At 26.4% G+C, this 14,215-nt stretch carries 11 protein-coding genes; 3 read left to right on the forward strand and 8 right to left on the reverse strand.

Going from position 1 to position 14,215, the window contains the following annotated elements; genetic code table 11:
- Positions 1 to 110 precede the first annotated feature (110 nt).
- The 5 genes from AACH12_RS09565 to AACH12_RS09585 form a co-directional block, all read right to left on the reverse strand.
- Positions 111 to 692, reverse strand: a complete 582-nt coding sequence (locus AACH12_RS09565) for a hypothetical protein (protein ID WP_338535190.1) — start codon at positions 690 to 692, stop codon at positions 111 to 113.
- Between the two features lie 175 nt (positions 693 to 867).
- A complete protein-coding gene (locus AACH12_RS09570) occupies positions 868 to 2,115 on the reverse strand; it encodes an efflux RND transporter periplasmic adaptor subunit (protein WP_338535191.1) in 1,248 nt (415 codons plus the stop codon).
- A 13-nt stretch (positions 2,116 to 2,128) separates the two neighbouring features.
- Complete coding sequence (locus AACH12_RS09575; RefSeq protein ID WP_338535192.1) at positions 2,129 to 4,480, reverse strand: ABC transporter permease; 2,352 nt, start codon at positions 4,478 to 4,480, stop codon at positions 2,129 to 2,131.
- Positions 4,480 to 5,178, reverse strand: a complete 699-nt coding sequence (locus AACH12_RS09580) for an ABC transporter ATP-binding protein (RefSeq protein WP_338535193.1) — start codon at positions 5,176 to 5,178, stop codon at positions 4,480 to 4,482. The genes AACH12_RS09575 and AACH12_RS09580 overlap by 1 nt, the downstream gene beginning before the upstream one ends.
- Positions 5,179 to 5,195: 17 nt before the next feature.
- Positions 5,196 to 5,843 carry a TetR/AcrR family transcriptional regulator gene (locus AACH12_RS09585; RefSeq protein WP_338535194.1) on the reverse strand — a complete coding sequence of 216 codons (648 nt, stop codon included), beginning with the start codon at positions 5,841 to 5,843 and terminating at the stop codon, positions 5,196 to 5,198.
- A gap of 338 nt (positions 5,844 to 6,181) precedes the next feature.
- Between AACH12_RS09585 and AACH12_RS09590 the strand changes: the two genes are divergently transcribed.
- Positions 6,182 to 6,382: a cold-shock protein gene (locus tag AACH12_RS09590; protein ID WP_338535195.1), complete on the forward strand. Its 201-nt coding sequence runs from the start codon at positions 6,182 to 6,184 to the stop codon at positions 6,380 to 6,382.
- A 166-nt stretch (positions 6,383 to 6,548) separates the two neighbouring features.
- Entirely contained in the window at positions 6,549 to 8,426 is a 1,878-nt protein-coding gene (locus AACH12_RS09595; RefSeq protein WP_338535196.1) for a sensor histidine kinase, read from the forward strand.
- A 102-nt stretch (positions 8,427 to 8,528) separates the two neighbouring features.
- Here AACH12_RS09595 and AACH12_RS09600 read toward each other — a convergent pair whose 3' ends face one another.
- The 3 genes from AACH12_RS09600 to AACH12_RS09610 form a co-directional block, all read right to left on the reverse strand.
- The gene (locus AACH12_RS09600) at positions 8,529 to 9,716 is read right to left on the reverse strand and encodes an MFS transporter (RefSeq protein WP_338535197.1); all 1,188 of its coding nucleotides are present in this window, start codon (positions 9,714 to 9,716) and stop codon (positions 8,529 to 8,531) included.
- A 400-nt stretch (positions 9,717 to 10,116) separates the two neighbouring features.
- Positions 10,117 to 11,571, reverse strand: a complete 1,455-nt coding sequence (locus AACH12_RS09605; RefSeq protein ID WP_338535198.1) for a metallophosphoesterase family protein — start codon at positions 11,569 to 11,571, stop codon at positions 10,117 to 10,119.
- A 27-nt stretch (positions 11,572 to 11,598) separates the two neighbouring features.
- Positions 11,599 to 12,006, reverse strand: coding sequence for a bacteriohemerythrin (locus AACH12_RS09610; RefSeq protein WP_338535199.1), 408 nt, complete (start codon positions 12,004 to 12,006; stop codon positions 11,599 to 11,601).
- Between the two features lie 578 nt (positions 12,007 to 12,584).
- On the opposite strand from AACH12_RS09610, the gene AACH12_RS09615 reads away from it, so the two are divergent.
- Positions 12,585 to 14,105: a 2-isopropylmalate synthase gene (locus AACH12_RS09615; protein WP_338535200.1), complete on the forward strand. Its 1,521-nt coding sequence runs from the start codon at positions 12,585 to 12,587 to the stop codon at positions 14,103 to 14,105.
- Positions 14,106 to 14,215 lie beyond the last annotated feature (110 nt).

Consider the following 14,215-nt stretch of genomic DNA (forward strand, 5'->3'; position numbering starts at 1 on the left):
TATATGTCTAAAAAATTCAATAAATATTTCTAAAAAATCCACAAAATCATCCTCCCATTTGCTAAAATATGCTTTAAAAATTTCAAACTCCTAATATGTAACTACTTGATTTATTCTTTATAAAACCATATATATAACAAAAAAACTGCAGAACATATTATGATTGCTAGCTGTCTATTACTCTTAAATTTTCTGTTATCAAGTTCCAATAAATATGGTTTTAATTCTTCTCTTAGTTTTTTTGTTTTATTAAAATCTAATCCTGATTTAATTGAAATTCTTGTTTGCTTATCTCCTTCGAAGCCATATATTTCTATTTTCGATTTTTCTTCTGTAATTAAATCTACTCCGTCTTTATAAGTTTCTTTAACTTTTGAACTTCTAATAACATTAGCAAAATTTAGTTTATCCATAACATCCTTATATTCAACATTTAAATAAAATGATGTTCCTGTAATAAGAAAAATAATAACATAAACACAAAATTGTACGAAAAAAGAAACAATAATTCCCTTATAATTATAAATACCATTAATAACTATTGAAGTTAAAGTCGATACTAAGAACCCCATTGTTAATGAATAATTATTTACCTCAAATACGTATTTATCTTTATTCATCAAATAGGTAAACGGTGCCCAGAGTGCTAATACTAAACCAGCTAAGCCAGCCGCTAAAAATATATTTTTCACTATTACCACCTCTCAAATTTATTTTCAACATTGTAATTACATTAACACATTTTACCATGTTTTTCAATGTTATCTTTATAATCATTTTTTTTATCTAATGCATAAAAGTTCTAATACACCAAATTTTCAATTACATAAAAAACAGCATAGCACATTAACTACGCTGTTTTTCTATTTACTCTACTTTCATTCCATCTTCAAGTTCATTTTCTGGAGACAGAATTACAACATTACCTTCTTTTATGCCTGAAACAACTTCTACATAATCAAAACCTTCTAGCCCAGTTTCTATTTTTGTTAATTTTGAAAATCCATCTTTAATTAAAAATACATATTTCTCATTTCCTATTTTAAATATGGCATCATCTTTAATTTTAATAACATTTTTTGACCGTTTTAATATTATTTTTAAATCAAATTCAAATCCAAGTACTCTTTTTATAGAAACATTTGGTTTGATAGTTATTTTTACTCTTTTTTGATTAATTCCTAAATCTGATATTTTACTTATTGCTTTTGGATCTTTTTTGATTACTTTTCCAGTAAATTCTTTATCTAAATCTGTATCAAGAATTGCAACTTCATCCATTATATTAATCTTCTCAGCATCTGATACTAGAACATAAGATTCAATTTGCAAATTATTTTTATCACTAATTTCACAAATTGGAGCACCAGAAAGTAGCATATCTCCTTCATTTACAAATTTATTTGTAATAATACCATCCATACTTGCTTTTACAGTAGAACTCATTAATTGCCTTTCTTTTATTTCTAAGTTATATTCAAGAACGCTTAATCTACTTTCAAACTGTTCTCTTTGTTCTTTTGAAATTCCTTTAATTGCAATATTTCTATTATTTTTTGCTATTTTTAAATTTTCTACGCTTGCATCGAAGCGTTTTTTTGAAGCGTCAAGCTCTGTTTTACTAATAACACCTTTTTCAAACAGTTCTTTATTGGTATCATATATTTCCTTATAATTATTCTGATTATTTTGAGCAATTCTAATACTTGAATCTAATTTGCTTAATTCATTTTTATCTATAGATTTACTAACGCTTAAAAGCTCCGCATTTACTCCATCTATTTGACTATTGATTGATTTTATCTCAAGTTTTAAGTTTTCTGAGTCTAATAAAGCTATAATATCGCCTTTTTTTACAATACTCCCGACTTTTACATTTATTTTTTCTACAAATCCACTAACTTTTGACTTTAACTTAATTTCATTTTCTGTTATTAATTCACCTGATGCCTCTATATAATTAATAACATCACCTTTACCTACGGCTTCGCTCTCCACCTTAAAGGCTTTATTAGAATTTGAATACAAATAAGCTACGACTAATAAGACAATGATTAGTCCAAATACCCCATATTTAATTAATTTCTTTTTATTAATTTTATATTTCTTTAACATAATACACCTCCATTTAACTCATTCTATTTTTAAGAGCATCAATAAAATTCAACTTTTTAATTTTTTCATATGTTGCAAATTGTGAGAGTAAAATAAATACAATAGTTAAAACACCTGCATATACATATGAAATCGGTGGTGCTTTTGCGTTTAAAGTTATTACTTCACTAGACATTGATGCACCCACTGAGTCACCCATATTAAGAGCGAGTGGTATTCCTATAATTATTCCTACTATAACCATAATTATATTTTCATATAATACAGTTTTAAAAATTTCTTTTTTCGTAAAACCCATAACTCTAAGGGCTGAAAATTCTAATTGTCTCTCTTTAATTGTAATGATGGTTGAATTGTAAACAATTACAAAGCCTAAAATCCCTCCAAAAATAACCATTACACTTATCATAGCTATCTGAATTTCTAAATACTCTTTAAATCCATCTGCAGAATCCTTTATAGAAAGAATACTACTAATAAAATTAAAATCTTTTAACTTCTCTTTTACGTCATCTTTGGAATTTATATAAGCACCGCTTATCATATTTTTATCATAAAAATAATGTCTTAAAGTATCAATGTTCATATAAGCTGAAATTCCAAGACTTTGGTCTACCAAATCTTTAACTTTTATTTTAAATTCTTTGTCTTTATCTTTATATGATGAAAGGTACACATAATCCCCTTTTTTTACTTCTAATGTATCTGCAAGTGATTTTGTTAATAATATACCATGTTTAGGAATTGTTATTCTTTCTTTCTTTAAATCAACCAAATTATAAAAGTTATTGTCTACTTTTAATCCTATTGTTTGTACATCTTTTGTTTTCCATTTGTTTCTTATTATTAATGGGTAATCCATTTTCCCACTTATATCTGTATATGATATAACTTCTTTAATTTTAATTAATTCACTTTCATTTAATGGCGCTTTAAAACTTACGTTGTAGTCCATAGAAAGAAAGTTTGAATAAAAATCGTTAAAAATAACAGTTATGGAATTGTAAATATAAAATGGCATTTGTAAGACCGCAAAAGTTAATGCTATCCCTATTACTAAAAATAAAAATCTTCTTTTACTTCTTAGTATATTTTTAAATACAATTTTCCAGCTAAATTTTAATTTTTTCCATATCCATGGTATTTTTTCTAAAAAAATTATTTTTCCAGTTTTAGGTGGATCAGGTCTCATGCTTTCTGCCGGATTAATACTCATGATTTTTCTTGAACCAATAAATCCTGCACCTAGGCAAAATATTAAGGTTAAAGCTATTGAATAAATCACTACTTTGTAATCAAGCTTGCCTACTAATGTTGGTATATCAAAGTTATTTTCAGTAAATAATTTAGCAAAGCCATCTGCCATTTTTAGTCCAAAGTATATACCACTACTTCCACCCAGTATACCAATTCCAAGTGAATACATGGCGTAGTGTACAATTATTTCCTGGTTAGAATATCCAAGAGCTTTAAGTACACCTATGGCCATTCGATCATTTTTTATTAATTTATCTATAGTCATAGCTATAATAAATGCTGCCACACCTAAAAATATAAGTGGAACTACACCAGCAGCTTTTTTACCACCTTCAAGCTTTAAACTAACAATTTTGTAGCTCATATGATCTTCATAAGAGTAGATACTTTTTACTCCATACTTTTTTAATTTTTTTTCTACAGCATCTATTGTTGTATCTATTTTTTCTTTGTCATTAACTTTAATTAATAACTGATTATAATCACTGCCAAAACCAAATGCACTTCTAGCAAATTCATCACTTACATATCCAATACCAAAAGTTTTATAGTTTGGAACTAGTACTTGAGGATCTTCAATAGGGAAAATAAACTCAGATGATGCACTTTCACTATCAACACTTAAGTTATAATCGAATCCATTAATTTGTACTTTTAATTTGTCTCCAAGTGACATATTCCTTGCACCAAAAAAACTTTTCCCAACAGATATACCCTTGCTACTTGTACTTTTTTTACCTCTATAATAAAAAAGTTTATTAATCGTATCTGCGCCTTTATTTGGAATTGAAACTAATCTTAATTTAATTTTTTCATTAGTATCTGTTATTAATGGAACGTCTTTAAGAATTCTCCCCTGAACGTCCTTAACGTTTTCAATTTGCTTAACGTATTTTATAGCGCCAATTGGTATTCTATCAAGTTCAACATATATATCCGCAGAATTGGTATAAGTTCTAAATTCATCTACAGAGTCCTCTAAATTTACCATGGAAGTTGAAAGTCCAAGGTACATCATAATTCCAATCAAAACTACAAGAGAAACTGCAATATATTGAGGGAGAGTTTCCTTTATTTTTCTAAGTAATCTCTTATTTAAATTACTCATTACCAATCAACTCCCCTAGGAGAAAGTGGGTTTTCGTTTGTATAATTTTCTATAACTTTTCCATTTCTAAGTTTTATTACTCTATTTCCCATACCTGCAATTGAAGCATTATGGGTAATTATAACAACAGTTTTTTTATATTCTTTATTAATTTTTAAAAGTAATTCCAAAATTGATACTCCAGTTTCAAAATCAAGAGCGCCAGTAGGCTCATCGCAAAGTAAAATTCTCGGATTTTTTGCAACTGCTCTTGCTATGGCAACTCTTTGCTGTTCTCCACCACTCATTTGTGAAGGAAAATGGTCGCTTCTACTATTTAAATCAACTGCACTAAGAATCTCATCAATATCTAATGCATTTTCAGTTATTTCAGTAGCAAGTTCAATATTTTCTCTCGCCGTTAAATTAGCCATCAAATTATAAAATTGAAAAACAAAGCCAACAGTATGCCTTCTATACTTAGTAAGTTCTTTATCTTTCATACTATTAATTTTTATATTATCTACAATTATCTCACCAGAAGTTGGCAAGTCCATTCCTCCAACTATATTTAACAAAGTACTTTTACCTGATCCAGATGGCCCTAAAACAACAACAAATTCGCCTTCTTCAATTTCAAAATCTACTCCATTTAAAGCATGAACCTCAACTTCACCCATTTGATAAGTTTTTGTTAATCCATTTGCACTTATAAACATTGTTTCACCTCCAGTATCTATTTATAAAAAGTTTTTCTAAAAATATCTAAATAACTAATTAATTCATCCATCATATTGGAAAAGAATTTATCAGATAATAAATCAGAATTCTGGCCTTTTCTAAACTTTCGTTTTATTTCTTTTAGTTTCTCTTCAGAAAAAGATTCAATTGTCCATGTTAGTATTTTCATAGCTTTAGGAATATCAGTATCTTCTTTAAATAGAGAATAATCAATATTTTCATAGAGTTTTAAAAAAGACTCATTTTTAATAATCTCACTTCTTTTATTGAATTCTTCTTCAATTTCATAAGGTGTTTTTTTATAGAAACTAATTAAAAAATTATACATTGATCTATTTTCTTTAAATATATTTAATTTAACTTGACTGACTTCAATCATTTTTTTTATAACGTCTGTTTCTTTCATAGCATCACTTTCAAATATATTTTTTTCTAAGATTTTTATACAATAATCTACTAGATAAAAATATAAATTCTTTTTATTACCAAAATAATTAAATAAAGCACCTTTAGAAATTCCTGCTTTTTGCACTATATTGTTTGTAGAAGCACTTATAAAGCCATTTTCTCCAAATTCAATCAAAGAAACTTCAATTATTTTTCTTTTCTTTTCTTTGGGTAGGTTTTCAAACTTAATAAACATAATTCGCCTCCTTTGACCATGTAGTCAAATCTATATTATCATTATACCCATTTTTTGACCACTCAGTCAATAAAATAAATAATATTTTTTTATTAACTTAAACACTTCTAATTTCAATAACTTAAACTTATTAATCAAAATATATACAATTTACTATAGATTTTTACTTGACATATTTTTTTTATCATGTTAGTATTAGTTGTTGCTTAAATTGAAAGTAAATAAATTATCTTAAATATATTCGATTAAAACTTTTACAGTGTATAATCCTAATATTTGAAATGTATTTGTTGTGAACTTTGCAAGATTTAAGAAAAAAAAATTAGGAGGTACACATTATGAATGGTACAGTAAAATGGTTTAACGCAGACAAAGGATTTGGTTTTATTACAGGAGAAGACGGAACTGATGTTTTCGCTCATTTCTCTCAAATCAATATCGATGGTTTCAAAACTTTAGAAGAAGGTCAAAGTGTTTCTTTTGACGTTACTGAAGGACAAAAAGGTCCTCAAGCTGAGAACATTACAGTTGTAGGATAGTTTTAAATTTTGAAATAAAAACCTTATGCTTTTGCATAAGGTTTTTTTATTTTTTTGTTTTTTATTATACATTCGTTTCATTCTAAAATTGTTTTAATTGCTAAAACAAGGGTATCATTTATACGTCGACATTCCTTCGTATGATTTTGATATCAGAGGTGATTTTGTGAAAACAGTAAAATTTTTATTATTAATCATAATCACACTTTTTTTCATTTTAGTCCCCTTCTCATTTTCTCAAGAAAGTAAAATTTACAATATTTTAATTCTTAATTCATATTCTAGTGATTATATCTGGAGTGAAAATATTCTAAAAGGTATTAATGAAACACTAAAAACAAATAATATTAACTCCAATTTAAGAATAGAATATATGGATACAAAATATAATAATAGCAAAGAATATTATAATCTACTATTTTCCCTATATAAAAATAAATACAAAAATGTAAAATTCGATGCAATTATTAGTTCAGATGACAACGCTTTTCGTTTTTTACTTAAAAACAGAGAAAGTCTTTTTAAAAACGTACCTATATTCTTCTGTGGACTTAATTCCATTAACTCGTATGATTTAAAAAATGAACAAAATATATACGGTTTAGAAGAAAAATTTTCTCTACCCAACACACTTGATATTGCATTTAAAAGCAATTCCAATATCAATAAAATATATTTAATCACTGATAATACAGTTAGCGGAAATTCAACAAAATATGAATTTAAAAGACAAGCCATTAAATATAATCCTAATTTAAAAATTTTATTTATTAAAAATAATACCATTGAAACATTAAAAAACGAAGTAAGTATAATTACTGATAAAAATTCTATTATTATTTTCGCATATTATATAACTGATGATTTTGGAAATAAATATTCAATTTCAAAATCAACAAAAGAAATCACAAGTATTGCAAAAATTCCAATATACGGTTTGTTTTCTTTTAATCTCAGCAACGGGATAATTGGCGGAAATTTAATTTCTGGTTATTCACAAGGTAAAAGAGCAACCGAAATTATGATTTCCTATTTCAAAGAAGATTTTGTAGGCAAAACACAATATTTAGAAAGAGATGTTATAAGTCAAAACATGTTTGATTATAATATGTTAATTAAATACCATATTAACCTTAATACCTTACCTAAGGATAGCTTAATAATAAATAAACCAAACTCTTTTTATGAAAAGAATAAGAAAATACTTATAGTAGGAACTAGTATTATTATATTTTTAATATTATATATTATTACACTTCGCTTTCAAATAAATAAAAAAACAAAAGCTAACATAAAAATTGAAAAAGAGTTACTCGAACACAAAAGAATGAATTCTCTTGGAATTCTTACAGTAGGAATTTCACATGAAATCAATACCCCACTTGGAAATTCAATTACGATAGCAACATACCTAGACAAAATAGCCGATGAACTCAAAGAAAGTTATATATCAAAGTCTTTAAAAAAATCAGATCTTCTAAATACAATAACACTCATTAAGAATTCAGTTAATATACTAGTAACTAATTTAAATAAAATTTCCATTTTAGTTAACTCATTTAAAAATATAATGGTAAATTCTAATATAAACGCTTCTAAAAAATTTAACATTAGGCAATTGATTGAAGAAACAACTTATCTTTTTTCAGAAGAAATTAGTAAATATTCTCACAAAGTAAACATCGAATGTAATAAAAATTTAATTGTTATAGGAGAAAGAAACCATTATAAAAAAATTTTTGAAAACTTAATATCTAACTCTTTGCAACACGGCTTTAAAAACTCTACTAATGGTATAATTAATATTTCTGTTTTCTTTGAAAATAATGAACTATCAATAAAATATAGTGATAATGGATGTGGTTTTGAATCTAAAGAAAATGCATTCGAACCTTTTTATACTACGAACAGAGGCTCAAATGTTGGCTTAGGACTATATAGTGTGTATAATATTGTTAATTTATTAAATGGAATTATAACATTAGATAATAATAGCATCGGAACTAAATTTAATATCACCATTCCTTTAACACATAACAATTAAAAATATATTAATAATATTATTAACAAAAGCTCTTTACTAGAATAACGAGAATTTTAAGTCCATTCCTCACCACTGCAAAGAGCTTTATAATTTTTCTTACATTTATTCTAAATCCGTCTTTCTAATCATATATATCACTACTAGTAGAACTAAACTTGAAATTATAGCTATCATTTTAAATGCAAATGACAATCCAAACAAATCTCCTATTTTCCCGCTCAAAGGAAAAATCACTATCATAAACGCACTAAATACCATGCTTTGTAGAGATAATATCGTCGCTCTTTGTTCACTTGGAATCAATTTATTTATATAATCACCCATAGAAACAAAAAGTAAGCTATCAACCAAGGAAAGAATAATAAAAGAATATATTTCAATTCCATTTATACTCATTCCCCAAAATGCCACAATTGCCACTAGAGACATCATAGTTAACATATTTTTTAGATTGAATCGTCTCTCAAGTCTATAAGTCTGACTTGCACTTAAGGCTGCAATAACTGCACCTATACCTAGCACAATTCCAATTTCAAACTCTGTTTTTCCTATACCCTTTAATTTGTTTTGCAAATAGAAAAATTCTGTAGCATAGAAGGTAGAAAAAAGTTCAAGTAAGATAATTATCTTTAGTAATTTTTTATCATTTTTAACTACTAGAAAACTCTTCTTTATTTGAAGGACAAATGTGTCAACAACTCTTTTGCTTCTATCTGGTTTTCCAATACTTGGTTCAACAAAACTAAAACTACTTACTACACTTAACAAAGCAAGAATAAATGTGATTTTATAAACAAATCCATATGATAAAGTTGCGATATAACCTCCTAAAAGTAATGCAACCATACTTGTAACTTGAAAAACAAATTCATTATTTCCTCTTATTTTCATATATATATTTTCTTTACATAATTCCTTTAAACTATCATAAATTAACGCTTCACCCGCTCCAGATTCCAAATTATTTCCTAGAGCAGTAAAGAAGAAACTAAAAGCAAAAGAGAGTACATTTTCGCCTAATATCATAAGCAAAATTGCAAACGAAAAACATACTCTTCCAAGTATTCTGCTTGTTTTTCTACCATAAATATCCGCTACCATTCCAGTAGGAATTTCCATTGAAAATGATGAAATATGGTATATTGTTTCCATCAAACCTATTTCAAAAAGTGAAAGTCCTTTAGACGCTAAATATAGCATCCAAAATCCACGTGTTAAATCGAAATTACTAACAAAAGTAAAAATATAATCCTTATAAATATTACTTAGTAACCTATTATTATTTTTCATTTTTTATCTCCTAATAGTATATTTTTGCAAAAATAAAAATCCTCTATAATTTTATAGAGAATTTATCTAAAGTTACGAAAATACATTTTTAACATATTTTAACTATCTTTAGATAATTCCTCCCTATTGATAGCTAATTCATGCACTATAGCAGATAATGAAGCTGGTAATCTATTTATAATAATATTTGTAAAAATTAAATTCTTCATAATCAATTGTATAAGATTAATTACTTATACTTCCCCTTTATAATAAGATAACAAAAACTAAGGGACTTTTCAACACTAAATAAGGAATTACATAATTATATCTTCTGTTTTTATTAAAAATAAAATATTTAATTATAATTTCTCTTAGCAAAAGGGATATACGTTTATCGTATATCCCTTTTGCTTAACTCTTATTTTTTTCTCATATTTTTAAATTCTTGAACCGAATAGACAAATATTTTTTTTATGAACTTAATTGAAATTTTTATATAAGTTATAATTATTTGTCGATTAATATATATAAAGAAAATAATCAATGTATTAACAAGGATTTCAAAACTTACAATCCATATTTTATATTCTTTGTAAAGAGCTTTAGAAAAAAGATTGATAACAGCTATATATCTATCAATAATATTATTAGGAGGCGATGGAAGTTCAATCATCTCAATAAATTTATCTTGAGTATTTATTTTTATTTTTAAAAAATGATAGTAACTATTTTTTGTTAAAAGTTCAGCTCCTGCTCCACCACTTATAATATACCTTACGTCTCCCTTTACATAATTAAAATAACTATGAATATGTGATAAAAACACTGTATCAACTTTGTATTTGCTCATAAGATTTTCAAATTTCAGCGCCTCTTTTTTATCATGAAATCCATGCGCAAAATTTTTAGCACTACTATAATCATTAATTATATTTTTAATAAAATTTTTATCTTTTAATTCATTATCACCAATATCTTCAACATTACTCCTAGGATCAATAGGTGGTATATGAGATACAACAAATATTCTCTTTCCAAACGCTTTTTTTAAGTCATATTCAAGCCACTTATACTGATCTTTTGGAATCGCTTCTTTATTTTCCCAACCTCTTGAACTATCTAAAAACACAAAATGAATATCACCATAATCAAAAGAATAATATGGTGGTCCAAATAATTTTGTATAAATCTTTCTTCCATTTTCTCTTATATCATGGTTTCCTAAAGTAGTATACAAGGGCACTTTAAAATTTAATATAGTTTCATAAAAAAGTCTGTATTTATTTGGTTCTCCACCATAAACTAAATCACCATTATCTATAACAAAAAGAGGATTTATTGCATTTATTTGATCAATCATTTTTAAAAATGTATCATATCCATTTCTATTATCTCCAAGTATAACTATTTCTGAATTTTCATCCGTTTTTTTAGGAACAATCTTTATTATTTGAGAAGTATATTTATTTAAATCAATAACAAATTGAACATTATTGGTATCTATTATACTTTTTAGAAAATTTCTTTCACTCAAAATATCAACTTTCAAAGAGTTAATATTTTCAATTATAAGATAGGTTTTATTTGTATATTTTTCGCTTTTACTTACACTTACCACCGGATTTGGAGAAAGTGCTCGAAGTATGATATTTGTATTTCCTTTTTTGTCTTTAATAGTACCTTTAACGAATCCACCATGTATTTTTACAGTGATTCCATTAAAATTATACTCCGAATTTAAATTATATGGATTGAAGTTTAATGGAATTTCTTTAAAGCTCTCATCAATTTTAAAGTTATTGTAACCAAAATATATAAAACTTAAAAATACAAAAAAAATCAAACTTAAAAATACAATTATCTTCTTTTTCAATTCATCACCTCTAGTAAACTAATAAAACTAATCTAATTTTTTCATATATAGTTTATCAGTACCCAGAATATGCTTAATTAACCATTCTACAAGGGTATTATAAATCTTAAAGGCTATTTCTCTAACTTCTTTACCCGAATCAAAAGTACCAACAAGATCTTTCACATTTTCTACGAATTCTTGATGAGCTTTTCTATGAGTTTCATTGTTTTCATAGTTTTTTTCATCAAAAACTTTTTCTTCGCTTTCAAAATGATAAACAGTATAATCTAAAATTTCTGCAAAAATTTGATTTACTTCATCAAACAAAGTATCTTCATCAAGATCTTTATCCTTTATCAAGGCTTCAACTTTGTTTATAAGCCTAATTAGTTCCATATGTTGTTCATCAAAATCTTTGTAACCCACCGAGTACGAATCTTTCCATTTAATCATTTTTCATTCCTCCATCAATTATTATTTATTACTTATTTGTAATTATACCATAATTTTTTTTCTTAAAACTAAATACTATTTTAACAATTTCAAATTAAAGGTAAGTATTTACTCCAAACTTTTCATATAAAAACTTTACTACGCAAAAAAAAATTATTATTTAATTTACTATTGACATTATTATCAAATACCTTTATTATCTATAACAATACAATATTTAACGCGATGATAAGGAATGTTTAATTGTTTTAGTTTTAGAGAGTCAACGTACGGTGCAAGTTGATACTAAATATATTTTTCTCTAGCCTTTGAGCAGTACTTATGAACAATAATTTTTATTATTTATTAGTTTGTACCGATTAGCTTCGATAAAAGCATAGTTTTCTAACTATTAAGTGGGTATATTATTATACAATTAAAGTGGTACCGCGGGTTATCTCGTCTTTAAACATTATGTTTAAGGGCGTTTTTTTATTCTTACTTTGCAAATTTTAAGAATATTCTGTATTTCTTTATTGCTTTTATTCATTTACATAAACAAAACATTTTTATACAAATATATTATTTTGGGAGGCAATATGAAAAATCATATTAAAATTTTTGATACTACATTAAGAGACGGAGAACAATCTCCTGGCTGTTCAATGAACACTAAAGAAAAATTAGAACTTGCAAAACAACTTGAAAAACTTGGCGTTGATGTTATTGAAGCTGGTTTTCCTGCAGCTTCAAACGGAGATTTTGAAGCTGTAAAACTTATTGCAAACACTCTAAATACTTCAACCGTAGCAGGCCTTTCAAGGGCACTCAAAAGCGATATAGATAGAACATGGGAAGCTATCAAAGATGCTAAGAAACCCAGAATTCATACCTTTATAGCTACATCTGATCTTCATATGGAATATAAATTAAAAAAATCAAAAGAAGAAGTTCTTAAAATTGCAGTAGATATGGTGTCACACGCTAAAAATTACTGTGAAGATATTGAGTTTTCTGCTGAAGATGCTTCAAGAAGTGATTGGGATTTTCTGTGCCAAGTATTTGAAAGCGTTATTAAAGCAGGTGCTACGGTTCTTAATATCCCAGATACAGTTGGTTATACTGTACCTAGCGAGTACTATGATTTAATCTCTTATGTAAAAAATAATGTTAAAGGAATTGAAAATGTAGATATATCTGTTCATTGTCATAATGATCTTGGAATGGGAACTGCTAATAGTTTATCTGCAATTAAAGCAGGTGCTAATCAAATAGAATGCACAATTAACGGAATTGGCGAAAGAGCTGGAAATACTGCTCTTGAAGAAGTTGTTATGGCTATTAATACACGAAAAGATTTTTTCAATAATTACACTAATGTTAATTCCACTTATTTAACTGCTACAAGCAAACTACTTACTTCTATAACCGGAATCCATGTACAACCAAATAAAGCTATAGTTGGAGAAAACGCTTTTTCACACGAAGCAGGAATCCACCAACATGGTGTTTTGAACAACAAGGAAACTTATGAAATAATGACACCAGAATCAGTTGGATTAAATAAAAATAAAATGGTACTTGGTAAACATTCAGGTAGACATATTTTTGAAGATTATTTGATAAAATCCGGATATTCACTTTCTAAAAATGAACTAAATGCTGCATTTGTAAAATTTAAAGATTTAGCAGACAAAAAGAAAAAAGTTTATGCTAGAGATATTGACGCAATCGTCAGGGAAGAATCTATTAAAATTATTGATACTTTTTATTTAGAAGATTTTAGCATAAGTACCGGAAAAACATCTACATCTTCTGCAATAATAACCCTAAAAAGAGGAGATGACGTAGTTAAAGAAGTTGCTATGGGAGATGGTCCAATTGATGCTGCATATAATGCAATTCTTAAAATAGTCAATTTAAAATTAAATTTAGAAGACTACACAATCAATTCAATTACCGAAGGAAGAGATGCCCAAGGAGAAGCAGTGGTTAAACTTAAACACAATGAAAAAATATATACAGGTCGTGCGATTAATACTGATATAATAGCATCTAGTATTGAAGCATATCTTAATTCTATAAATAAAATATATAACGATATAGAAAATTTACAGTAAACTTGTTTAGCTAAGCCAAATTCTGGAATTAGTTAAAGAATTTACTCTGCATAATCTAAAATACAAATTATAATTCAAAAAAAATCTAGGTTTATTTTTATACTAATATA

Origin of the sequence: Helicovermis profundi (assembly GCF_033097505.1) — a bacterium.
Taxonomy (GTDB): Bacteria; Bacillota; Clostridia; order Peptostreptococcales; family Acidaminobacteraceae; genus Helicovermis; species Helicovermis profundi.

Bases quoted from the DNA above. Each gene is read 5' to 3' on its own strand.
- AACH12_RS09590 (WP_338535195.1), top strand. From the start codon at position 6,182: ATGAATGGTACAGTAAAATGGTTTAACGCAGACAAAGGATTTGGTTTT.
- AACH12_RS09615 (WP_338535200.1), top strand. From the start codon at position 12,585: ATGAAAAATCATATTAAAATTTTTGATACTACATTAAGAGACGGAGAA.
- AACH12_RS09580 (WP_338535193.1), bottom strand. From the start codon at position 5,178: ATGTTTATAAGTGCAAATGGATTAACAAAAACTTATCAAATGGGTGAA.
- AACH12_RS09575 (WP_338535192.1), bottom strand. From the start codon at position 4,480: ATGAGTAATTTAAATAAGAGATTACTTAGAAAAATAAAGGAAACTCTC.
- AACH12_RS09585 (WP_338535194.1), bottom strand. From the start codon at position 5,843: ATGTTTATTAAGTTTGAAAACCTACCCAAAGAAAAGAAAAGAAAAATA.
- AACH12_RS09610 (WP_338535199.1), bottom strand. From the start codon at position 12,006: ATGATTAAATGGAAAGATTCGTACTCGGTGGGTTACAAAGATTTTGAT.
- AACH12_RS09600 (WP_338535197.1), bottom strand. From the start codon at position 9,716: ATGAAAAATAATAATAGGTTACTAAGTAATATTTATAAGGATTATATT.
- AACH12_RS09570 (WP_338535191.1), bottom strand. From the start codon at position 2,115: ATGTTAAAGAAATATAAAATTAATAAAAAGAAATTAATTAAATATGGG.